19 protein-coding genes are annotated in these 21,788 nt (G+C 59.9%); 13 read left to right on the top strand and 6 right to left on the bottom strand.

The annotated features are described in order from the left end of the window. The first annotated feature begins 59 nt into the window (after window positions 1-59). The 5 genes from KZO34_RS11995 (at window position 60) to KZO34_RS11975 (ending at window position 7,826) form a co-directional block, all read left to right on the top strand. Entirely contained in the window at window positions 60-1,094 is a 1,035-nt protein-coding gene (locus KZO34_RS11995) for an AraC family transcriptional regulator (protein WP_219476708.1), read from the top strand. Window positions 1,095-1,208: 114 nt separating this feature from the next. Then, window positions 1,209-2,831 carry an AMP-binding protein gene (locus KZO34_RS11990; RefSeq protein ID WP_219476707.1) on the top strand — a complete coding sequence of 541 codons (1,623 nt, stop codon included), beginning with the start codon at window positions 1,209-1,211 and terminating at the stop codon, window positions 2,829-2,831. 155 nt (window positions 2,832-2,986) lie between these two features. Further along, the gene (locus KZO34_RS11985) at window positions 2,987-4,591 is read left to right on the top strand and encodes an arylsulfatase (protein WP_257900268.1); all 1,605 of its coding nucleotides are present in this window, start codon (window positions 2,987-2,989) and stop codon (window positions 4,589-4,591) included. A 302-nt stretch (window positions 4,592-4,893) separates the two neighbouring features. Continuing rightward, a complete protein-coding gene (locus KZO34_RS11980; RefSeq protein ID WP_219476704.1) occupies window positions 4,894-6,462 on the top strand; it encodes a parallel beta-helix domain-containing protein in 1,569 nt (522 codons plus the stop codon). A 74-nt stretch (window positions 6,463-6,536) separates the two neighbouring features. Then, window positions 6,537-7,826, top strand: coding sequence for an SO2930 family diheme c-type cytochrome (locus KZO34_RS11975; protein ID WP_219476702.1), 1,290 nt, complete (start codon window positions 6,537-6,539; stop codon window positions 7,824-7,826). Window positions 7,827-7,892: 66 nt separating this feature from the next. Here the strand turns inward: KZO34_RS11975 and katG are convergent, their stop codons facing one another. Continuing rightward, window positions 7,893-10,121, bottom strand: coding sequence for a catalase/peroxidase HPI (gene katG / locus KZO34_RS11970; protein ID WP_219476699.1), 2,229 nt, complete (start codon window positions 10,119-10,121; stop codon window positions 7,893-7,895). A 349-nt stretch (window positions 10,122-10,470) separates the two neighbouring features. Here katG and KZO34_RS11965 point away from each other — a divergent pair, with 349 nt between their 5' ends. Both KZO34_RS11965 and KZO34_RS11960 read left to right on the top strand, forming a co-directional pair. Further along, window positions 10,471-11,421, top strand: a complete 951-nt coding sequence (locus KZO34_RS11965; protein WP_219476697.1) for a hypothetical protein — start codon at window positions 10,471-10,473, stop codon at window positions 11,419-11,421. Between the two features lie 106 nt (window positions 11,422-11,527). After that, complete coding sequence (locus KZO34_RS11960) at window positions 11,528-11,845, top strand: hypothetical protein (protein WP_219476695.1); 318 nt, start codon at window positions 11,528-11,530, stop codon at window positions 11,843-11,845. Between the two features lie 22 nt (window positions 11,846-11,867). On the opposite strand, the gene eutC is transcribed toward KZO34_RS11960, so the two are convergent. Continuing rightward, complete coding sequence (gene eutC / locus KZO34_RS11955; protein WP_219476692.1) at window positions 11,868-12,692, bottom strand: ethanolamine ammonia-lyase subunit EutC; 825 nt, start codon at window positions 12,690-12,692, stop codon at window positions 11,868-11,870. Next, on the bottom strand, window positions 12,689-14,098 hold the full coding sequence (locus tag KZO34_RS11950) for an ethanolamine ammonia-lyase subunit EutB (protein ID WP_219476689.1): 1,410 nt from the start codon (window positions 14,096-14,098) through the stop codon (window positions 12,689-12,691). Before KZO34_RS11950 ends, eutC begins: the two co-directional genes overlap by 4 nt. Before the next feature lie 224 nt (window positions 14,099-14,322). Here KZO34_RS11950 and nfsA point away from each other — a divergent pair, with 224 nt between their 5' ends. Beyond that, on the top strand, window positions 14,323-15,060 hold the full coding sequence (gene nfsA / locus KZO34_RS11945; protein WP_219476685.1) for an oxygen-insensitive NADPH nitroreductase: 738 nt from the start codon (window positions 14,323-14,325) through the stop codon (window positions 15,058-15,060). A 16-nt stretch (window positions 15,061-15,076) separates the two neighbouring features. Here nfsA and KZO34_RS11940 read toward each other — a convergent pair whose 3' ends face one another. Further along, window positions 15,077-15,874 carry a putative 4-mercaptohistidine N1-methyltransferase gene (locus KZO34_RS11940; RefSeq protein WP_308318811.1) on the bottom strand — a complete coding sequence of 266 codons (798 nt, stop codon included), beginning with the start codon at window positions 15,872-15,874 and terminating at the stop codon, window positions 15,077-15,079. Window positions 15,875-15,951: 77 nt separating this feature from the next. Here KZO34_RS11940 and KZO34_RS11935 point away from each other — a divergent pair, with 77 nt between their 5' ends. Further along, entirely contained in the window at window positions 15,952-16,728 is a 777-nt protein-coding gene (locus tag KZO34_RS11935; RefSeq protein ID WP_219476682.1) for a crotonase/enoyl-CoA hydratase family protein, read from the top strand. Here the strand turns inward: KZO34_RS11935 and KZO34_RS11930 are convergent. After that, a complete protein-coding gene (locus tag KZO34_RS11930) occupies window positions 16,694-17,566 on the bottom strand; it encodes an Nmad3 family putative nucleotide modification protein (RefSeq protein ID WP_219476680.1) in 873 nt (290 codons plus the stop codon). The genes KZO34_RS11935 and KZO34_RS11930 overlap by 35 nt on opposite strands. A gap of 105 nt (window positions 17,567-17,671) precedes the next feature. Between KZO34_RS11930 and KZO34_RS11925 the strand changes: the two genes are divergently transcribed. Further along, entirely contained in the window at window positions 17,672-18,301 is a 630-nt protein-coding gene (locus KZO34_RS11925) for a metallophosphatase domain-containing protein (protein ID WP_219476678.1), read from the top strand. Between the two features lie 32 nt (window positions 18,302-18,333). Further along, the gene (locus KZO34_RS11920) at window positions 18,334-19,326 is read left to right on the top strand and encodes an LLM class flavin-dependent oxidoreductase (protein WP_219476677.1); all 993 of its coding nucleotides are present in this window, start codon (window positions 18,334-18,336) and stop codon (window positions 19,324-19,326) included. Here KZO34_RS11920 and KZO34_RS11915 read toward each other — a convergent pair. After that, a complete protein-coding gene (locus KZO34_RS11915) occupies window positions 19,323-19,868 on the bottom strand; it encodes a glutathione peroxidase (protein WP_219476675.1) in 546 nt (181 codons plus the stop codon). The two genes, KZO34_RS11920 and KZO34_RS11915, sit on opposite strands and share 4 nt — an antisense overlap. A 157-nt stretch (window positions 19,869-20,025) precedes the next feature. Here KZO34_RS11915 and KZO34_RS11910 point away from each other — a divergent pair, with 157 nt between their 5' ends. Together KZO34_RS11910 and KZO34_RS11905 are read left to right on the top strand one after the other, a co-directional pair. Beyond that, a complete protein-coding gene (locus KZO34_RS11910; RefSeq protein WP_219476674.1) occupies window positions 20,026-20,565 on the top strand; it encodes a YqiA/YcfP family alpha/beta fold hydrolase in 540 nt (179 codons plus the stop codon). A gap of 128 nt (window positions 20,566-20,693) precedes the next feature. After that, window positions 20,694-21,722: a TRAP transporter substrate-binding protein gene (locus tag KZO34_RS11905; protein ID WP_219476671.1), complete on the top strand. Its 1,029-nt coding sequence runs from the start codon at window positions 20,694-20,696 to the stop codon at window positions 21,720-21,722. Window positions 21,723-21,788: the final 66 nt, after the last annotated feature.

Genomic DNA, 21,788 nt, shown 5'->3' with positions numbered 1-21,788 from the left:
CCTCCGAAATTCCCGCTACCCTGTTATATGAGCCTGTCAGCCCCCGAAGGCGAAAACCGATGACTGGAACCACCCTGATCCGTGCCAGTGCCATGACTGGCATCCCGGAGACCATCCGGGAGCTGGGCGGCGACCCGAAGTCGCTGCTGAATCAGTTCAACCTGCGCGAGGATCTGATCAACGACCCGAAGCAGATGATGCCCTACAGCAGTCTGATTCAACTGATGGAGCAGGCCGCGCAGGAACTCGACTGCAAGGACTTTGGCCTCAGAGTCGGCCTCCGGCAGGGCATGGGCGTGCTGGGGCCTATCGCCGTGATCGCCCAGAACTCCTCAAACACCGAACAGGCTCTCCGACACATCATCAAGTACATGGCCTACCACAGCCCGGGCGTGCACCTGGCACTGGAACCGGGGAAACCCGGCAAGCCCGCCACCCTGCACTTTGATATCGCTGTAGCGCAGGCACCCATTCGAAACCAGACCGTCGAGTTGAGCCTGGTACTGGCGACAAAGGTGATCGGCGTGCTCGCCGGCCCGGACTTCCGCCCGATCCAGATACGTTTCCGCCATGCGATGCAGGCACCCGCCGCCCGCTACCGTGCGATCTTCCAGTGCCCGGTGCATTTCAACAGGCCCGGCAATGCCCTCTGCCTTTCAGCCGACAACCTGCAGCGGCCCATTGACCAGTCTGATTCGGCGCTTCGTCAGGTCATGGAAGAGTATGTCCGGCAGACACTCGCCCAAACCTCTGCCTCCCTCAACGCCAACGTGCGCTCGCTCGTGATCACACTGCTGCCCATGGGACAGCGTTGCACCATATCGCTGATCGCCCGGCATCTGGCGCTCCACGAACGCACACTGCAGCGCGCCCTGAAGCGAGAAGGCGTGGTCTTTGAGGAACTGGTGGACGACATCCGGCGAGAGCTGACCTCCGACTACCTGCGCGAACCCGGCATGGCCATGAGCCAGGTGGCGGGTCTGTTGGGGTACCGCCAGCAAAGCTCTTTCAACCGCGCCTGCCTGCGCTGGTTTGGCCAGTCCCCCAAGGCCAGGCGTGAGTCGCTGACCTCATTTGACAAAAATCTGTCGTGAAAAGCGAAATTTTTAGCCGCTCCGCCACGCCATCATAATCGCCTGCTACCGATCGCCTTCCTAATTTTCCGTTTTACCGACCGATTACCGATTAAAAAATCACTGGATTTTACGATGACCCAACCCTGGCTCGAACATTACCCAGAGGGTACACCGCATTCAATTGACCCCGACGCTTTCGCCTCCATCAATGACCTGTTTCGGCAGGCGGTGACCCAATTCCCAGACCATCAGGCCATCGAATGCTTTGGCATGACATTGAGCTACCGGGAACTGGACAGTCTATCGGATGCCGTTGCCGTCAGCCTGCAGCAGGATCTGGGCGTTCGAAAAGGCGACCGCATCGCCCTGATGAGCCCCAACCTGTTTGCCTACCCGATCGTCATGCTCGGCATCCTGAAAGCCGGCGGCGTGCAGGTGAACGTAAATCCGCTCTACACCCCGCGGGAACTGGCGCACCAGCTCAACGATTCCGGCGCCAGACACATCTTTATATTCGAGGGCGCCACCCCCGCCCTGGCAGAAATCCGGGACCAGACACCGTTGGAGTCGGCCATCACCATCAGTCCCGGCGATGGCTCGGGCGCCGATTTGCTCAGCCCCGGTATTGCAGAGAACCTGGGGCAACACCGCACACTGCAAAGCCTGTTGTCGAAGTACAGGGGCGTGCAACCGGAGCCGGTGGAGATCAAGGGCGAGGATGTGCTGTTTCTGCAATACACCGGCGGAACCACGGGACCGTCAAAAGGGGCAACACTGACCCACCGTAACCTGATCGCCAATACCCTTCAGTTCCGGGCATTTGTGCCGGATGCCAATGCGCCGGGCGAGGAATGCGTGGTGCTGGCCCTGCCCATGTACCACATCTTCGGATTGATGGTATTTGTGGCCTATGCAGCGATCGGCGCCAAAGCCATCCTCATTCCCAATCCTCGGGATATGGGTGCGTTCATTCGAACCATCTGGAATGCACGCTTTTCCGTGATCGGGGGTGTGAATACCCTCTATGCCGGCATGACCCAGCATCCGGATTTCAAGATCATTGACTTCTCCGCCTGCAAGGTCGCCTTTGGCGGCGGCTCCAAGATTTTCGCCAGCACCTCGGAGCGCTGGAAGGCAGCGGCGGGCAGTCACATTCTGGAAGGCTTCGGCTTGTCTGAAACCAGCCCGATCCTCACCCTGAACCCGTTTGGCAACGAGCAGTTCAGCGGGACCGTGGGCTACCCCGTCCCGTCCACGGACGTCAGGATACTGGGCCCGGATGACCAGCCGCTTCCGCCAGGCGAGGCCGGCGAACTTTGCGCCAAGGGCCCTCAAATCATGAAAGGTTACTGGGAGCGGGAGGAGGCTACCCGGGAAGCGTTTACCGACGATGGCTACTTTCGCACCGGCGATGTTGCGGTGATGCACGAAGACGGTCAGTTTGAAATTGTCGACCGCAAGAAAGACATGCTGATTGTCTCCGGTTTCAACGTCTATCCCAACGAAATCGAAAGCCTGGTCTGCGAACTGGACAGCGTGGGCGAAGCCGCCTGTGTTGGTGTGCCGGATGAGAGAACCGGAGAACGGGTGCGGTTGTTTGTATCTCCGTCCGGATCCGGGGACTTCAACCTTGGACAAATCATCGAGCACTGCCGGGCGAACCTCGCCGCCTACAAGGTGCCGAAAGAGATCATCCGGCTTGAGGAGATTCCAAAATCCAACGTGGGCAAGATACTGCGCAAGGATCTGCGCTAGCGACCCGTTTCGGTGGCGGTAATACGACTCGCTGCTATTCTCGTATCTATCGAAAGTCATACCGTGTATGACGCGAGGCCCCCGCGCAAGGAGTCCGGCGACCGAGGAGCAGCGCGCAATCAGTCTGTTAAATTGGATTTAATGGAGCGCCTCATATGAACCACCCCACCCGTTTTCGGCATCTTCTGGCGACCTGCCTGGTCGCCATGGCGTTGAGCCTTCTCTGGGCAGGAGCCGCCCACGCCCAGTCTGACCGCCCCAACATCCTGGTGATCTGGGGCGACGACATAGGCTGGCAGAACCTCAGCGCCTATGGCTTAAGCACCATGGGCTACCGAACCCCCAATATCGACCGGATTGGCATGGAAGGGATCCGGTTTACCGATCACTACGCCCAGCCCTCCTGCACGGCGGGCCGCGCGGCCTTCATCACCGGCCAGTACCCGATTCGCTCCGGCATGACCACCGTCGGCCAGCCCGGCGATGCACTGGGGCTTCAGAAGGCATCGCCTTCCCTGGCCGAGGTGCTGAAAGCCGAGGGCTACGCGACCGGGCACTTCGGCAAGAATCACCTGGGAGACCGAAACGAACACTTGCCGACGGCCCACGGGTTTGACGAATTCTTTGGCAATCTCTATCACCTGAACACTCAGGAAGAGGCGGAACAGCGTGACTACCAGCGCTTCGGCGAAGCCTATTCAGGCGACCTGGAAGCCTACGAAAAGAAATTCGGCACCCGCGGTGTGATCCATTCGTTTGCAACGGATACGTTGGACGAGACAGTGGATCCCCGCTTCGGAAAAGTGGGCAAGCAAAAGATTGAGGACACCGGTCCACTGACCCAGGAGCGAATGAAAAACTTCGACGCGGGCGAAGTGATTCCCAAAGCCGAAAACTTCATGAAGACCGCCCAGGAAGAGGGCAAACCCTTTTTCGTCTGGCTGAATACCAGCCGGATGCACCTGTATACCCGGCTGAACGATGAGTGGCGCTACGCCGCTGAAGAGTATACCTCGGAAGCCGACTATCACGGTTCCGGCATGCTCCAGCATGATCACGACATCGGGCTCGTCCTCGACTTCCTGAAACAGAACGGTCTGGATGAAAACACCATCATCTGGTACTCCACCGACAACGGCCCGGAACATACCTCCTGGCCTCATGGCGCCACCACGCCCTTCCGGGGCGAGAAGATGACCACTTACGAGGGCGGCATCCGAGTGCCCTCCATGATTCGCTGGCCCGGCGTTATCGAGCCCGGTCAGAAGCTGAATGGAATCCAGGGGCATCAGGACATGTTCACCAGTCTTGCGGCTGCCGCAGGTGTGGATGATGTGGCCGAACGGATGATGGAGGAGAAGGAACAGTACATCGACGGAGTGAATAACCTCCCCTACTGGAAGGGTGACACCGATAACTCCGCGCGTGATCACATCTTCCACTATTACGAGTCCAAGCTGACCGCCGTACGCATGGGGCCGTGGAAATTCCACTTCTCCACCAAAGAGGACTATTACGCCAACCTGGTTCCTCGCACAGTACCGCTGGTGTTCAATATACGGATGGACCCCTTCGAAAGTTACGACAGCCCCGACGCATACGGGCACCTGATGCAGAAGGTCTCCTGGCTGATTCAGCCCATGGGCGAACTGATGGGCCAGCACCTGAAGACGCTGGCTGAGTATCCGCCGGTGCAGGGCGGAAAGTCCTTCGACATGTCGAATGTGGTCGAAGACTTCATCAGCAAGGGCATGCAGTAGCCCCAGCAGGCCAGCTGGAAACGGCTGGCCTTCTCTTCTTTGGCTCTTCTCACCCGCCTCACGTCCGACGGACATCGCCAAACGCGCTGATCAAAATCTGCAATTGCACGATTCGCACAGCGTTCTCCAGACGCCCGCCATCCTTCTCCAGCCCTCTGTTTTCGGGGCATTTCACGGTTTGCACAACGCCTTCAACGATTCGACCACCCTATTCTCTGGCTCAATCCCCAAGGCCGGTTTAGCGTCATGCTGGTGGCTAATAGCGCCCAAAAAATACAAACAAAAACCGTAGGGAGTTAACTATGTGGACATTGCCTGGCCGTAAAGGCCTGCTTTCGGTCGCTGTGTTGTCTGGCAGCCTTTTGATCTCAGGGTGCGGAGACGATGGCAAGGATGGCAAAGACGGCGCTTCGGCATCGGCCAGCTCGGAAACCTCATCCCAGAAAACCATCGCAACCACCTCCGGCTTCGCGATTCCCGGAGATGCGATCTTTGTTGCCCCGGACGCCCAGCCCGGCGATGACATTACCGAGGCGCTTCTGCTTGCCCTGTTCGACGTTCCCGATAATGCCACTGTGGTGTTGCCAAAGGGACGTTTCACCGTTGCAGAAACGATTACCATCAACAGCGCCAGTGGCCTGATTCTCACGGGTCACGGCATCAATGAAACGATCCTCGATTTCTCCGGCGCCGACGGGGACGACGCCATCCGGTTCGAGGGCGGCACGGACATCACCATCCGGGATCTGGGGGTGTATGAAGCCCGCAAAAACGGCATCAAGACGATCAGCGCCAATGGCGTTCACATGACCTACACCGCGACCGTGTGGGAGGGCGAATTGGCCTCTGACAACGGTGCCTACGGCCTGTATCCGCTGCAGAGCCAGAACGTGCTGCTGGAAAACAACTACGCCTATGGCTCGGCGGACGCGGGTATTTACGTGGGGCAGTCCAACAACATCGTGATTCGGGATAACAGCGCGATCAACAACGTTGCCGGCATTGAAATTGAAAACTCCACCATGGCCGATGTTTATAACAATCTGGCGGCAGGCAACACGGGCGGGATTCTCGCATTTGATTTGCCAGGCCTGGAACAGGCATACGGCGGCAACATCCGGATCTTCAACAACACGGTCTACGCGAATAACGCTGAAAACGTTGGCAGCGGTGCCGTGGGCATTGTACCTCCCGGTACCGGTGTCCTGGTGTATGCCGCCAGCGACGTCGAAATTTACAACAACCAGATCACCGACAATGAAACCACGGCCATTGCCATCGCGAGCTATTTCCTGGCCGATGACGATGTGGCGAACTATCCGGCCAACTACGGAGCCACCATGACCAGGGGCTGGAGTCCACTGGTGAAGAACGTGTACATGCACAACAACACCATTGCCCGGAATGGTGCGGACCCACGCGGTTTACTCATTCAAAACATTATTGGTGGCTATCTTGCACTAGGGGAAACCATGCCAGCGATTCTGTATGGAGGACTCGGTGAGCGTCTTTCCAACTTAGGCATAATCGCTGGTTTCGATGGCCTTGTCGGCCCGGAAGCGGCGGCCGACGGGGTCGACTACGACGCCTACGCCAGTGGTGATCTGATCTGCGCGAACAGCAACGTGAACGGCAACCCAGCGCCGGCCTATGAAGAAGTGAATACCGGCGTGGTCTTTGATCCCGACGCAGGAGCAATTAACTACGATGCTGACGGAAATGCCTTACCCGAGCTGCTGATCGATCAAATGGTCAACAACACCTACCTGGCCTGCGTCCAGAACCGGCTCCCACCCGCCTCGGTCAACTTCAAGAACAATATCTACGGCTGCGCCGGCGATGACCTCGCCGAGCACGCCTGTTCGCTCTGACCAGCAATCCATCCGATGACGTGAGGGCCGCCCCGTTCGGCCCTCACGCAAGCCACTGTTCGAGAGTCTGTGCGATGACAACCAACAAGAACACCTTCAAATACTGGCTCACTGGTGTGACCGCCGCCCTGACCTTATCGGCCTGCGGCGGTGGCGGTGGTGGGTCCGATAACGCCACCAATGCCGGAACAGGCCCTTCAGGCTCGGCCCTGAATGCTGGGGCAGGCGCACCATCCGGGACACAGGGGGACTGCACTGCGGATACCCAGGGCGTTAACTGGGATGCCCTGATGACCCAAACCTGCCGAAACCTGTCCGACTACCGATTATTCCAGGACCCGACCGATCCAACCGCCAACCCTTCAACCGGTGGCGTTCCCTACGATCTGTCGACGGCCCTGTTCACCGATTACACCTCCAAGTACCGGTTTGTGTTCATTCCGGAGGGCAAAACAGCCTCCTATACCGAGAACGAAGTTCTGGACTTTCCCGTGGGTACGGTGATCACCAAAACCTTCGCGCTGCCGGAGAACACCGCCTTCCGGGACGGTGCCGAGACGGTGATCGAAACCCGCCTGCTGATCCACCGTGACAGCGGCTGGGTGGCCATTCCCTATTACTGGTCAAGCAGCGAGGACGCAACCCTGGCCATCAGCGGGAAATCGATACCGGATATGACCACCAATCACAACGGCGCGGAGATCGCCTTCACTTACTCGGTACCCACCGCGTCCGACTGCACGTCGTGTCACTCGGTTGTGCCCGTTCTCCAGGACGCCAATGACAAACGGGAACCCATTTTCCTGCCCATTGGTCCCAAGGCCAGGTACCTCAACCACGACTATGATTACGCCGGCACGGTCTACAACCAGCTCGCCTACTGGGCCGAGGGCGGCATCCTGACGGGACTGCCCGCTGACATGCAGTCCGTGACCAAGGCGCCGGTGTTCAACGATCTGACCACGGTCAGCGCGCTCAATGACGAACAGTTGATGGATACGGCGAAGGCCTACCTGGATATTAACTGTGCCCATTGTCATAGATCCGGTCTGACGCTGCCGGAAAACTATGCCGGGGCGGCCGGCGGAAGCGGGTTACAGGTGGAATACAACCGCGCGTACGCCGACGATCCCGGAAAGTTCGGTACCTGCAAAACGCCGGTAGCGGGTGGGCATCCGGATTATTCCGCGGATGTAGTCCCCCAGGACGCCGACGATTCCTATCTGCTGTTCCGGGTCTCAACCAATGACAACAGACACCGGATGCCGGAGCTTGGGCGGTCCGTGGTGCATCAGGAAGGGGTTGAACTGATCAAGAGCTGGATAAATTTCCTGCCAGCGGCGAGCTGTTCGCCACCCGCCTGACGTCCGTCAGTGCGAAAAAAGCCCGGCGAGGGATCACTCCCTGCCGGGCTTTCGTTTCGCGGAAGATCAGCTCAGGTCGAACCGATCCGCGTTCATCACCTTGTTCCAGGCGGCGATAAAGTCCTTCACGAACTTCTCTTTGGCGTCGTCCTGGGCATACACCTCGGCAATGGCACGCAACTGCGAGTTGGAGCCGAAGATCAGGTCGACCCGGGTTCCGGTCCACTTCACATCACCGGTCTTCCGATCCTTGCCTTCGAAGACGTCAGCGTCATCCGACGTTGGCTTCCACTCGGTGTCCAGATCAGTCAGGTTCACGAAAAAATCGTTCGTGAGCTTGCCCGGGGTCTTGGTGAAGACACCGTGTTTGCTCTGCTGGTAGTTGGCGTCCAACACCCGCAAACCTCCCACCAGAACGGTCATCTCCGGTGCGCTCAGGCCAAGTAGTTGGGCCCGGTCCACCAGCATTTCCTCGTCGGACACGGTGAAGCGTGCGCGACGGTAGTTGCGGAAACCATCCGCTTCCGGCTTCAGCGGCTCGAACGACTCGGCATCGGTCTGATCGTCGGTGGCGTCGGTTCTGCCCGGTGCGAAGTCGACCAGCACACTGTGGCCAGCGTCTTTTGCCGCCTTTTCGACCGCCGCATTACCACCGAGGACAATCAGGTCCGCCAACGACACTTTCTTGTTGCCGGACTGCGCAGCGTTGAAGTCTTTCTGGATGCCTTCCAGGGTCTGCAAGACCTTGGCCAGCTGCTGTGGCTGGTTGGCTTCCCAGTCCTTCTGCGGGGCCAGGCGAATGCGTGCGCCGTTCGCGCCGCCACGCATGTCGGAACCGCGATAGGTCGATGCGGAAGACCAGGCGGTGTAGACCAGCTCGGAGGTGGACAGACCGGAATCCAGGAGCTTGCCTTTAAGGTCAGCGATGTCCTGAGCATTGATCAGCTCATGATCCACCTCAGGCACCGGGTCCTGCCAGATCAGATCCTCTGCCGGCACTTCCGGGCCGAGATACCGCACTTTCGGGCCCATGTCCCGGTGGGTCAGTTTGAACCAGGCACGGGCAAAGGCATCGGCAAACTCTTCCGGATTCTTGTGGAAATGCTCCGAGATCTTGCGGTAATCCGGATCCATCTTCATCGCCATGTCCGCAGTGGACATCATGATCGGTACTTTCTTGGACGGATCCTCGGGATCCGGCGCCATGTCGCTCTCGGTCAGGCCAACGGGTTTCCACTGGTTGGCACCGGCCGGGCTCTTGGTCAGCTCCCAGTCGTACTTGAACAGGACATCAAAGTAGCCCATGTCCCAGGTGGTCGGGTTGGCGGTCCAGGCTCCTTCCAGACCACTGGTGATGGCGTCACGACCCTTGCCACTACCATGGCTGTTTCTCCAGCCGAGACCCATCTCTTCAATCGGCGCAGCTTCCGGTTCCGGCCCCACGTTGTCCGGATCGCCGGCACCGTGGGTCTTGCCGAAGGTGTGGCCCCCGGCGGTCAGGGCAACCGTCTCATAGTCGTCCATTGCCATGCGCGCGAAGGTTTCACGGATATCCTTGGCCGACGCCAATGGATCCGGGTTGCCATCCGGGCCTTCCGGGTTCACGTAGATCAGACCCATCTGGACAGCTGCCAGCGGGTTTTCCAGGTCCCGGTCACCGGAGTAACGGCTGTGGGGCTTGTCACTGGTGGCGAGCCATTCTTCCTCCGCGCCCCAGTAGATGTCTTCTTCCGGCTGGTAGATGTCTTCGCGGCCACCACCGAAGCCAAAGGTCTTGAAGCCCATGGTTTCCATGGCGACGTTACCGGTCAGGATAAACAGGTCGGCCCAGGAGAGCTTGTTGCCGTACTTCTGTTTGATCGGCCAGAGCAGGCGCCGGGCCTTATCCAGGTTGCCGTTATCCGGCCAGCTGTTGATCGGGGCAAAACGCTGGTTGCCGGTCGCGGCACCGCCCCGGCCATCTCCCATCCGGTAGGTGCCGGCGCTGTGCCAGGTCATCCGGATGAAAAAGGCGCCGTAGTGGCCGTAGTCGGCCGGCCACCAGTCCTTGGAATCGGTCATCAGATCGGCCAGGTCTTTCTTCACCGCGGCCAGATCCAGCTTTTTGAATTCTTCAGCGTAATTGAAATCTTCGCCCAGCGGGTTGGACCTGGGCGAGTGCTGGTGAAGGATGTTCAGGTTCAGCTGATTTGGCCACCAGTCCCGAACGGACGTGCCGGCGCTGTCCATCTTCGTCATGGCGCCGTGCATGACCGGGCATTTACCAGCGCCCGGTTGATTCGTTGTTGAGCTCATAACTCTCTCCGGTTGTGCAGTGTTGTTTAAGGCTCTATCCAAGATAGACCAAGTTCACGATCCAGAAGGCCAACTCACCTTTTTTGTGGTTGGGAGCATCCAAACACAGGGGCTTTGCCCGACTATGTATAATCAGTTGTAGCAGCAGTTCCCGGTGGCCACTATTTGCTTTTTCTAACCGAAGCAATAGTTTTTGGTTTTCGGTCCGGCAACTCTTGATAGGGGCCGCCCAACCATTATGGACGGGGCACCTGAAACCGGATTTACCTGACCTTTACATCGTGTTGACAGTGTTTTGCAGCGAGCTTTGCAACCATAAACACTAACAACAACACATGAGAGGTGGCTTATGAGGGCATGCAAAGGCGCGCTGCTGGCGTTGATTCCGGTTATCTTGGCCGGGTGCAAAGTCAGCGTATCGTCAGGTCACGATCATTCGGATGACTACTCGCATTCCACCCCGGGATTTTTCTTCGACGCCCGGGATACCGGCGACCACTTCCCGGATTCGGACTGGGATCTGGACACCCATGCCGAGGCGTGCATCGACGAACCCCTGTACTTTGAAAGCGACAGCGGCCGGGTCCGCGTCTATGGCTCGCCGGCCTACAGCGAAACCGATTTCCGGGCCGCCGCGACGGAACTGGAACGTCACATTGATGGCGTACTGGGTCACTACCAGCTGCGTTGGCAGGAGTTCGTGGAAGACCGGAGCGCAGCCGTGCCCTATCCGCACCAGATTCTCGGCTGCCTGACCGAGTCGGTTTTGCCCGATGACTTTGCCGAAGCCTCGGTGTCCGCCGTCAGCATCAGTCCCCACCATCGCCAGTGGCCCTACAAAACGGGACAGATCATCAGCCATCAGCTGTCCCACTTTGTCCAGGAGAACCTGAGCCGGTACGACGCCCGGCACCCCCTTCTGCCGTACTGGTTTGCCGAAGGCCAGGCCGCGGTCGTTGCCGGCGAGCCCATGGCATCGCCCTACCAACACTATGATTACGATCCCCTCGACGATGCCACCCTGCTTGATGCCGGGCCTGCCGATTACCGGTTCGAGCACTACGCGCTTGCCTACCGGTACCTGGAAGACGCCAACGGCGCGCTGGCCATGACCATACTGCTGGACCTGATTCAGCTGATCGACTGGGAGGACGGTTTCGAGGGCCATACCGACACCGGCGAAACCTGGGCATTCGTTGAGGCGTTCAACGCCGCCGGATTGGTCGATCACCGCAACCAGGCCCTGACCTGGCAGCGTTACAAGACCGACTACCACTACTTGCTGAGCCACAGCTATTGAATAAGGCGCGGGCAGGGACGCCCAACGCAAACTGGATTAAAAGTAACCAATCGGGGATAATGCCGCTCGTTTTTCCAGCAATTATTGTTATCGGTATTTACTCGTCATGACGTTATTCAGTATCGCCCAAATCGTTATTTTTACCCTGCTTCTCTTGAACACCGTCCACCTGATGCCCGCCTTCGGACGCTGCCTGCGCTCGGCCGAGTCTGCTGTCCAGTCAGGCTTCCTCTGTGCCATGCTGGCGGTTCGGCTGGCCCGTAACTCCCTCGGACTGATCCTGGTCACTGCCGTCACCGCGCCCAATCCCGACATTCACGCCATGGTACCCAAGGGCATCGCGCTATTCGTTGTTCTGGCCGCCACCAACGTCGCGCTCACCCATTATCGGCAACGCCGCCAAGTGGAAGGACTGCGTTTCTAGGGCAACACCGCCGGCTCCCGTATCAGTTAGCCAGAAAGTTGTGGCCGCTTCCCAGGCCCTCAATCGTTGCATCCTCCGTCCGGTCCTTCAGGCCAACGCCGGAGAGCTTCAGCCGGTCGGCTTCACGGATCAGATAGAACAGTCGCTGGCTGGCTTCGCCAATACCCAGGCCGGCGGGCCTGATGTTGGAAATGCAGTTCCGGCGGGCATCTGTCAAACCTGCCTCGGGCCCAAAGGTCAGGTACACGCCCAGGCTGTCCGGCGAACTGAGACCGGGGCGTTCACCAATCAGCACCGCGACCATGCGGGCATTCAGCAACGCGCCAACCTCATCGCCGATGGCAACGCGCCCCTGCTGCACCACCGTCAGCGGCGCCAGCTGCCAAGCACGATCATCCCGGTTCAGATCAGTGAGCAACTGCTTCACCAGGGCCACCGCATTGTTCTGCACACCGAAGGAGGACAGGCCATCGACAATCACCAACGCCAGGTCGTAGGGTTCGGTGCTCTTCCCCGCCCGCACGCTCGCGCGCCCGGCCTTCGATAATCGCCGGCCCAGATCCGGCCGCTGCAGATAGGTGACACGATCCTCCGCCTCGCTGTGCACCACCAACGGCGTGGCTGCCACTGCGCCAAGATCCGACTTGTCCAGGTCTGCAAGCAGCCGGGGAACATCCAGAGGCAGGTGCACCGCATCCCGCGCCCGGGCATGGGCCAACTGGAACTGCAGCAATTCCGAGGTAGGCAGGCTGATACCCGCCCGCCCAAGCCCAATCCGGGCATCGGTGAAGTGCCGCAGGCGCCGCCAGGCATTATCGATCACCAGGTCGTTCCGCGAATCAGTCATTCCCCACCTCCTTCGGGCAAACGCTTCAGGCTGTCCCGGAAGACCTCGGGAAACACGACGCTGGGCTCGTACCGAGAGGTATCCGCGAAGATGTTCATGCGTTCCAGCCAGGCCTCGAATTCCGGCGCCGGTTTCAGGTCCAGCACCCGACGGGCGTAGAGCGCATCGTGAAAGGAGGTGGTCTGATAGTTGAGCATGATGTCATCGGAACCGGGAATGCCCATGATGAAGCTGCAGCCTGCCACCCCAAGCAGCGTCAGCAGGTTATCCATGTCATTCTGGTCCGCCTCGGCGTGATTGGTGTAGCAGATGTCGCAGCCCATGGGCAGCCCCAGAAGCTTGCCACAAAAGTGATCTTCCAACCCGGCGCGGATAATCTCCTTGCCATCAAACAGGTATTCGGGCCCGATGAACCCGACCACGGTATTCACCAACAGCGGGTCAAATTTCCGGGCAACGGCATAGGCCCGGGCCTCGCAGGTTTGCTGGTCCAGTCCGTGGTGGGCATCCGCCGACAGGGCACTACCCTGCCCGGTTTCAAAGTACATGACGTTCTGCCCGACCGTACCCCGTTTCAGGGCAAGGGCCGCATCGCGGGCCTCGTTCAGGGTCGCCAGGCTGAACCCGAAACTTCGGTTGGTCGCCTCGGTGCCCCCGATCGACTGGAAAACCAGATCGACCGGCGCGCCCCGGTCCATGGCTTCTAGGGTATTGGTCACGTGGGTCAGGACGCAGGACTGGGTGGGAATCTCGTATTTGCCAATCACCTCGTCCACCAGCTGCATCAGTCGGGTGGCCTGGGCAACATTATCGGTAGCCGGGTTGATGCCAATCACCGCGTCGCCACTGCCATAGAGCAGGCCATCGAGGATGCTGGCGGCAATCCCGGTGATATCGTCGGTGGGGTGGTTGGGCTGCAGACGCGTGGAGAGCCGTCCGACCAAGCCGATGGTGTTGCGAAACGCGGTCTCGACCCGGCACTTTCGGGCCACCAGAATCAGGTCCTGGTTGCGCATCAGTTTGCTCACCGCCGCGACCATTTCCGGGGTCAGGCCCGGCCTCAGTGCCGCCAGGGCCTCGGGCGTGGCGTGATCACCAAGCAGCCAGTTCCTGAAGTCGCCTACGGTGAGATGGGAGATCACACTGAACGCGCCGGCATCGTGCTCATCCAGGATCAGCCGGGTGACTTCGTCGGCCTCGTAAGGCACCAGGGCCTCCGACAGGAAAACCTTCAGCGGAAGCTCCGCCAGCTTCATCTGGGCCACGACACGCTCTTCGTCAGACCCGGCAATAACGCCCGCCAGGCGATCGCCGGAGCGGGCCGGGGTGGCCTTGGCCATCAGGTCCGCCAGGTTCCGGAACTGCCATGTCCGGTCCCCGAGCATAAACGAGTACTGGTGCCGCATCGCCTTCCTCCATCAAGCGTTATCCTGTTCCCATCGGGACCAACCGCAACCGGGAGCAGATCCCCTCGCGTTTCACCATATCAGCTTTGCCCACGCCCGGACTTCTCTGATTCGCAGTCCTTGGTAGTATTGTTGTCATCACGTTTGCCCACACACCAAGACACGAAGGCTCTGATTCCAGTATCGTTCGTATGCTAAACGAGAGCCACCGACAGCGAGACCCCATGAACGCCACGATTGACCTCCTGAAATCCCACCGCTCCATCCGCAAGTTCACCGACCGGAAAATTCCCCGCGAGCTGTTGCTCGAGTTGATCCGGGCCGGGCAGAGTGCGGCCACGTCCAACCATGTGCAGGCTTACTCGGTGATTCACGTGGTCAATCCCGAAAACCGCACGAAGATTGCAGAACTGGCCGGTGGCCAGGCCTACATTGCGGACTGTTCTGACTTCCTGGTGTTCTGTGCCGACATGAAGCGCTCGACGGAAGCCGCAGAGCGGGCCGGCGCCGACGTCGTCCGTGGTACCACCGAGCAATTGGTGGTCGCCAGCGTGGACACCGCGCTGATGGCCCAGAACGTGGCCATTGCAGCGGAATCGGAAGGGCTGGGGCTGTGTTATATCGGCGGCATTCGCAACAACCCGGCCGAGATCAGCAGCATCCTGCGACTGCCAGACCATGTTTACCCGGTGTTCGGCCTGTGCCTGGGCTATCCGGATCAGGACCCCGAGGTCAAACCCCGGCTGCCGGTAGAAACCATCCTCAAGGAGGACTACTACCAGGACGGGCAGGACCAACAGCAGGTCGAGTCGTTCGACACCACCATGAACGACTACTACCGGGAACGCACCGGCGGCAACAAGGACACCACCTGGTCCGAGCAGCTCAAGCCGTTGTTCACCACCAAGCTGCGCCCGCACATGAAAGACTTCCTGAAGGGCAAGGGCTTCGGCAGGAAATAGCCAGCGTTCACGGCACTCAGGTTGCGGTTTTCTGCCAGACTGTGAGTTCGGAAAAACTGTGCTGGAATTTGTTGCGGGTCTCCCGGATCACGAACGGCAGGCTCCGCGGCTCACCCAGCTGGCGGAAGTGGGGGGCCAACATGTCCCTCAGGCCGTCCAGGGTGGTGTACTCCTCGCCATTCTTCATGAAACCGCCCACCCAGGCTTCCCTGGGGGTGTATTCTTCGAGCCAGGTGTAGGGTGAGGCAATGACCAGCAGGCCATCGTCATTGATGCGTTCATGAATTGTGGTGAGGAATTTTGACGGCTGGTACAGCCGGTCGATCAGGTTGCCCGCCAGGATCAGGTCATAGCCGGTAAACCTCGGCTCCAGGTTACAGGCATCGCCCTGGTGGAACGCCACCTTGTCCGCCGTCTGTTCGAGGTCCAGTTCCGACAGCGTACGCTCGTGGTAGCTCACCAGCTCGCCTTCCTCTGGACGGGCGTAGCGAATCCGTTTGTGTTCGGCCATTTCAACGCACCTGGCAATGAAGGTGGACGAGAAATCGATGCCATCAACGTGATCAAACCGCCGAGCCAGTTCAAAACTGGTTCGGCCACAGGCGCAGCCGATATCCAGCGCCCGCCCGAAAGTGCGACCATCCATGGCATCGATGGCAACGTCGGCCAGCTCCTTTGGAAAACTGGGCTCACCGTGCCACCGCTCACCGAAATGAAACTCCGAGTATTGGGCAAGCGTGGTGTCGTTCTCGTAAAACCCGCTGGGCTGCATTTCCCGGCCTCCGACGATGTCCGCTAAATGGGTTATGCTCACGATACTGGGTGAGTCCGATTCACCCATCATACAATGAATACGTCGCTTCCCTGCAAAAGACGCACAGGACACTCACCATGACCGAGCAGCCCGTTCTCACGTCACTGACCGACGGTATCCTGACCATCACCCTGAATCGCCCGAATCAACGTAATGCGGTGGATCGGCCAACCGCCAACGCGCTGCGTCGCGCCTTTACGGAATGTGAGGAAAATGAGGCCGTGAAAGTCGCCATCCTGACTGGAGCCGGCGGGAACTTCTGCGCCGGCGCGGACCTGACGGCCCTCGACGACCCGGACCGACGTAACGAGATTGACCCCCATGGCACCGGTCACGGCCCCATGGGCCCCACCCGGATGCAGCTCTCTAAGCCGGTCATCGCCGCTGTCTCCGGCTATGCGGTGGCCGGTGGCCTGGAACTGGCTCTGATGTGTGACATGCGCGTAACGGAAAGCTCTGCCGTCTTTGGCGTGTTCTGCCGACGTTGGGGCGTGCCTCTGATTGATGGCGGCACTGTCCGCCTGCCCCGGATCGTCGGGCATGGCCATGCCATGGACATGATACTCACCGGCCGGCCGGTCCATGCCGATGAAGCCCTCACCATGGGTCTGGCCAACCGGCTGGTCCCGGACGGCACCGCCCTGGAAGCAGCGCTGGAACTGGCCAGAACCATCGCTGGTTTCCCACAACGCTGCCTGCGGGCCGATCGCGCCTCAGCCATCCGACAGTGGGACCTGAGCACCCGCGACGCATTTGCCACAGAGGGCGCGGCGGGTTACCCCGTGGTTTTCGAGGAAGCCATTGCCGGTGCCCGAAAATTCAAGGACGGGGCCGGTCGCCACGGCCAGTTCTGAGCAGCGTGTCCAGCCAGGGTTCCAGCTCGGGATACGCTGTCAGGTCCAGCACAAACTCTTGCCCCCGGGCTGCGCCCTTCAGGTAGGACCACGGCGGAGCCAGGCGCCAGCGATCGGCTCTGGCGTGGTAACTCAGCGGCGTCCGGTCCTCGCCCGGGTAGAAACCGGCTGGCAGGCGCCACTGGGTTGGCAGGCGACCCTCCGGATCGCTCAGCATCAGTTGCTCATCAAACCGGGTAAACACCCCACTGCCGGGAAACACCGACCGCTGATCGGGCAACCGGAATCCATCGCTGGCCAGGTACAGGGTATTGCCCGCATCAGGCTGGCCATGGAAATGCGGATGATAACGGGCCCAGGACAACGCCCCGTCGGCCAGCTCGTCAATCGCCACCACCTCGGCAATGTGTAGCCAGCCCCAGAGCACATGGAACGGCCGTGACCCCGGCACAAACCGCCAGCGTCGCTGTCTGAGCTCGGCACGGCGAAAGACGCCGAAAAACAGGAACAGATCACCGGCGGTAACGCCCTGATTGCGCAAGTGGCCCTGGGCCGACCCCGTCTGTCCCAGCACCGGTCGCCACCCTGCTTCCCGGGGATAGGCTCCGGCAAGAAGGTCCGGATCCAGGTGGGCGCCGTCACCGCCACGCACGCGACCGCCGCTGAGATCCCGGGCCAGCTTGCCCAACCGGCGCCCGCCGAAACGGACTTGGTCATAACGGATCCGCGACTGGTCATCCGGAATCGGCAGCACACACAGCGAATCGTCCGGAAGTACCGGGCTGGGACAGCCCCCGGCGGAGGAATCAAAACCTTTACGACTCAGGATCAGGCGCATCGGGTCACCATAAATGCATGGACGGGTCTGGGGCGGCAGATGCTATCTTAGAATACCTTGGATTGCCCGACCGAATCGCCATTGTCAGTCAGGACGCACCGAACCATGAGAATTGTCTGTATTTCCGACACCCACGGCATGCACCGACAGATTGAAGTGCCTGAAGGGGATCTGCTGATCCACGCCGGAGACTGTCTCGGGGTTGGCACCCTGGACGAACTGGAGGACCTGGATCGATGGTTCTCGGAGCAACCCCACCGTCACAAGATTCTGATTGCCGGCAACCATGACTGGTGTTTCCAGGACGAACCCGCCGACGCACGGGCACTGGTCCGGCACGCCCACTACCTCCAGGACAGCCCGCTTGAGCTGGAGGGACTGAAGTTCTGGGGCAGCCCCTGGACGCCGGTGTTCTTCAACTGGGCGTTTAACCTTGAACGAGGCCCGGCGATTGCCGAGCGATGGGCCCGGATTCCCGAGGATACCGACGTGCTGATTACCCACGGCCCACCGGCCGGAATACTCGATCGGATCATTTCACCCACCGGCACAGTGCGCCCCGGCTGCGACGACCTCGCCCAAAAGGTTGAAACCCTCTCCCTCCGGCTCCATGTTTTTGGTCACATTCACGAAGACCACGGACAGCAACAGATCGGCGATTGCCTGTATGTTAACGCCAGCACCTGTACCGGCAGTTTCAAACCATTGAACCCGCCGGTCGTCGTGGATCTCTGACTCACCGACCACGCCAACCAATCCGGAGCCCCATGCCCAACCGACCCGACTATTCACTGTTAGAACTCGCTTCCGTCCGTGAGGGCGATTCTGTCAGCGTCACGCTGGCCAACAGTGTGGCCTACGCCCAACACGCCGAGCGCCTGGGCTTTAGCCGTTTCTGGCTGGCGGAGCATCACAACATGGAAGGGATCAGCAGCTCCGCGACCTCGGTACTGATCGGACACATCGCCGGCAAAACCGACACCCTGCGGGTGGGGTCCGGCGGTGTGATGCTGCCGAACCACCCGCCGCTGGTGATTGCCGAACAGTTCGGAACGCTGGCAAGCCTGTACCCCGGCCGCATTGATCTGGGCCTGGGCCGCGCCCCCGGAACCGACCCGGTCACGGCTCGGGCTCTGCGGCGGGATGGCCTGGGCGCGGAGCAATTTCCCGAGGACGTTGCCCGGCTCCAGCAGTTACTTGGACCACTGCAACCCGGCCAGCCGGTGAAGGCCATACCCGGCGCCGGCACCCGGGTCCCGATCTGGCTCCTGGGTTCAAGCCTGTACAGCGCCCAGCTTGCCGCCTTGCGCGGCCTGCCCTACGCCTTTGCCGGCCATTTCGCCCCTCGACTCTACAGGGAAGCCCTGCGGGTATACCGGGACAACTTCCGGCCTTCCGAGCAACTGGCCGAGCCCTACGCCATGCTGGCGGTTCCGGCGATTCCCGCCGACTCGGTTGAGGAAGCCAGGCTGCTCGCCACCACGAGTTACCAGCGAATTCTGGCCCTGTTCCGGGGGCAGCCACTGTGGATGCGCCCTCCGGTGAAGTCGATGGACGGACTCTGGAATGCCGGCGAAAAGGCGAGTGTCCAGGATTTCCTCGCACTGCAGCTGTTGGGCGACGCCGATGCCCTTAACCGACAGCTTGATGAGTTGCTTGCCTCCGTGGAGGTCGACGAACTGATGTTCACCGTCGACATTTACGACCCCGCCAAGCGCCGTCACGCGCTCGACATCCTGGCGCAAACCCGCGGTTCTTAAAGCACCGATTCAACGGCCCGGATCAGCGCCGGGTCGTCCGGTGTTACCCGGCTGGAAAATGCCTCGACCACCTGACCATCACGATCCAGCACGTATTTGAAAAAGTTCCACCGCGGCGCCTGACTCTGACCGTTGACGTGCCGGAACACCGGGTTGGCATCGCTACCCGTCACCGGCCCCGGGGCAATCATGGTGAAGGTCACCCCGAAGTTCTTGTAGCAGACGTTGGCGGCCTCGGCCTCGGTGTCCGCCTCCTGACGAAAATCATCACTGGCAAAACCCACAACCACCAGCCCCCGGTCCTGATACTTCCGGTGCAAGGCTTCCAGGCCCTCGAACTGGCCGGTGTAACCGCAGCGACTGGCGGTATTCACGACCAGCATGGGCTTGCCCGCAGCCGCATCACACAGATTGACGTTGTCCCGGGAGTGAAGCTTGCGCAGTTCGTGGTCGAGGAAGGCCAGGCAGGACGACGCCGGTTCAGCGGCGTGGACCGAACCAACCGACAGCGTGATAAGGGCGGCAAAGATAAGTCTGACCATGGTTTGTAGCTCCTGTACTGATACTGGTGTTTACGCCGAGGACCAGGGAATGGTTTCACCGGCTCCACCCCAGCCGGCTGGACAGGCCAGCTCCGACCCACCATGATTTCCGAAGACTCGGAAATCTCCACATCGAACCCGTCACAGAGTTCATGCTATGCCAACAACCAAGCTCTTTGTATTTCTTTCCCATGGCCTCGAAAGTGGTCCGGGGAGTACCAAGATCCAGGCCATGAAAAACGCCGCCGAAACCTTTCCAGAAGTCATCGCTGTTGCTATCGACCACCGCAGCACCAGGGATCCGGCAATCCGACTGGCACAGATGGCCGCGGCCATGGACGAAGCCGGGGCCGACCCGGCCCACACCGTACTCGCCGGCTCAAGCATGGGTGGCTGGGTCTGCGCGCAGACCAGCGAGTCAACACCGGTTCTCGGCTGCTTCTTGCTGGCACCAGCCCTGGCGATGGCGGAGTATCCCCAGTCCAGCCCCCGGGTCCGGGCCCGGTTCAGCCAGGTCATCCACGGCTGGGAGGACGATGTGGTGCCGGTCATGCCGGTTCTCGATCTGGCCCGCGAACAGGGGCTTCCCACCCTGGTGCTACCGGATGGTCACCGGCTCGAGAACAGCGTCGACCGGGTGGTCCGCGAGTTCCGCTGGTTCCTTGAGGTGTGTCGCTCGCATCCGAATGAACCATGATTTCATGAACTTGCGAGACCGGTCTGAAATTTTTGTTTTCGCCATTTTCTTGCGAAAACCCCGTTGTTTTGCCAGTCTTTAATAATGTAACAATAAATTTCAGTAAAAAAACGAACGGAGAAAACCCGATGAGTAGCATGAGTAAATTCAAGAAACTGGCCGGAATTTCAGCGTTCGCTTTTGCGGCGATGACTGTCGCTAACTCCGTGAACGCCGCCAACTGGCGTTACGCACACGAGGAGTATGAAGGCGACGTACAGGATGTGTTCGCATACAAGTTCAAGGAATACATCGAGGAAAACTCCGATCACACCCTGCAGATTTTTCGTTTCGGTGAACTGGGCGAATCCGATGACATCATGGAACAGACCCAGGCCGGCATCCTCAACTTTGTTAACCAGTCTCCCGGTTTCACCGGCGCCCTGATTCCTGAAGCGCAAATCTTCTTCATTCCTTACCTGATGCCGACCGACATGGATACGGTCATCAAGTTCTTCCGCGAGAGTGAAGCCATCAACAAGGACTTCCCGGAGTTGTACGCCGACAAGGGGCTGGAGCTCCTGAAGATGTACCCGGAAGGTGAAATGGTGGTCACCGTTGACGAGCCGGTCACCAAGCCGGAGGACTTCAACAACAAGAAGATCCGCGTCATGACCAACCCACTGCTGTCAGAAACCTACGCAGCCTTTGGTGCTACCCCGACCCCGCTACCCTGGGGTGAAGTTTACGGTGCACTCCAGACCAACATGATTCAGGGCCAGGAAAACCCGATTTTCTGGATCGAGTCCGGTGGTCTGTACGAAGTGTCTCCGAACCTCGTCTTCACCAGCCATGGCTGGTTCACCACCGCGATGATGGCTAACCAGAATTTCTACGAAGGCCTGTCCGACGAAGACCAGAAGCTGGTTCAGGACGCCGCTGACTTTGCCTTCGAGGAAATCATTGTCCACATCGATGGCCTCGCTGAGGAAGCCCTTGGCAAGATCAAGGAAGCATCCGACGAGGTCACCGTTACCCGTCTGAACGAAGAACAGATCCAGGCCTTCAAGGAGCGCGCTCCTCAGGTTGAGGAGAAGTTCATTGAAATGACTGGCGATAGTGGCAAGGAACTGCTCAACCAGTTCAAGGAAGACCTCAAAGAAGTTCAGAACGACTGATCTGATTGGTCAGTGCCCGCCGGCGCCTGCCGGCGGGCTTACCCCTTAACCCCGCCCCGCCGGGGA

The sequence above is a fragment of the Marinobacter sp. F4206 genome (assembly GCF_019392195.1).
GTDB lineage: Bacteria > Pseudomonadota > Gammaproteobacteria > Pseudomonadales > Oleiphilaceae > Marinobacter.
The sequence above is the reverse complement of the archived record's forward strand: the minus strand, read 5'-3'. Positions and strand labels throughout refer to the sequence as shown.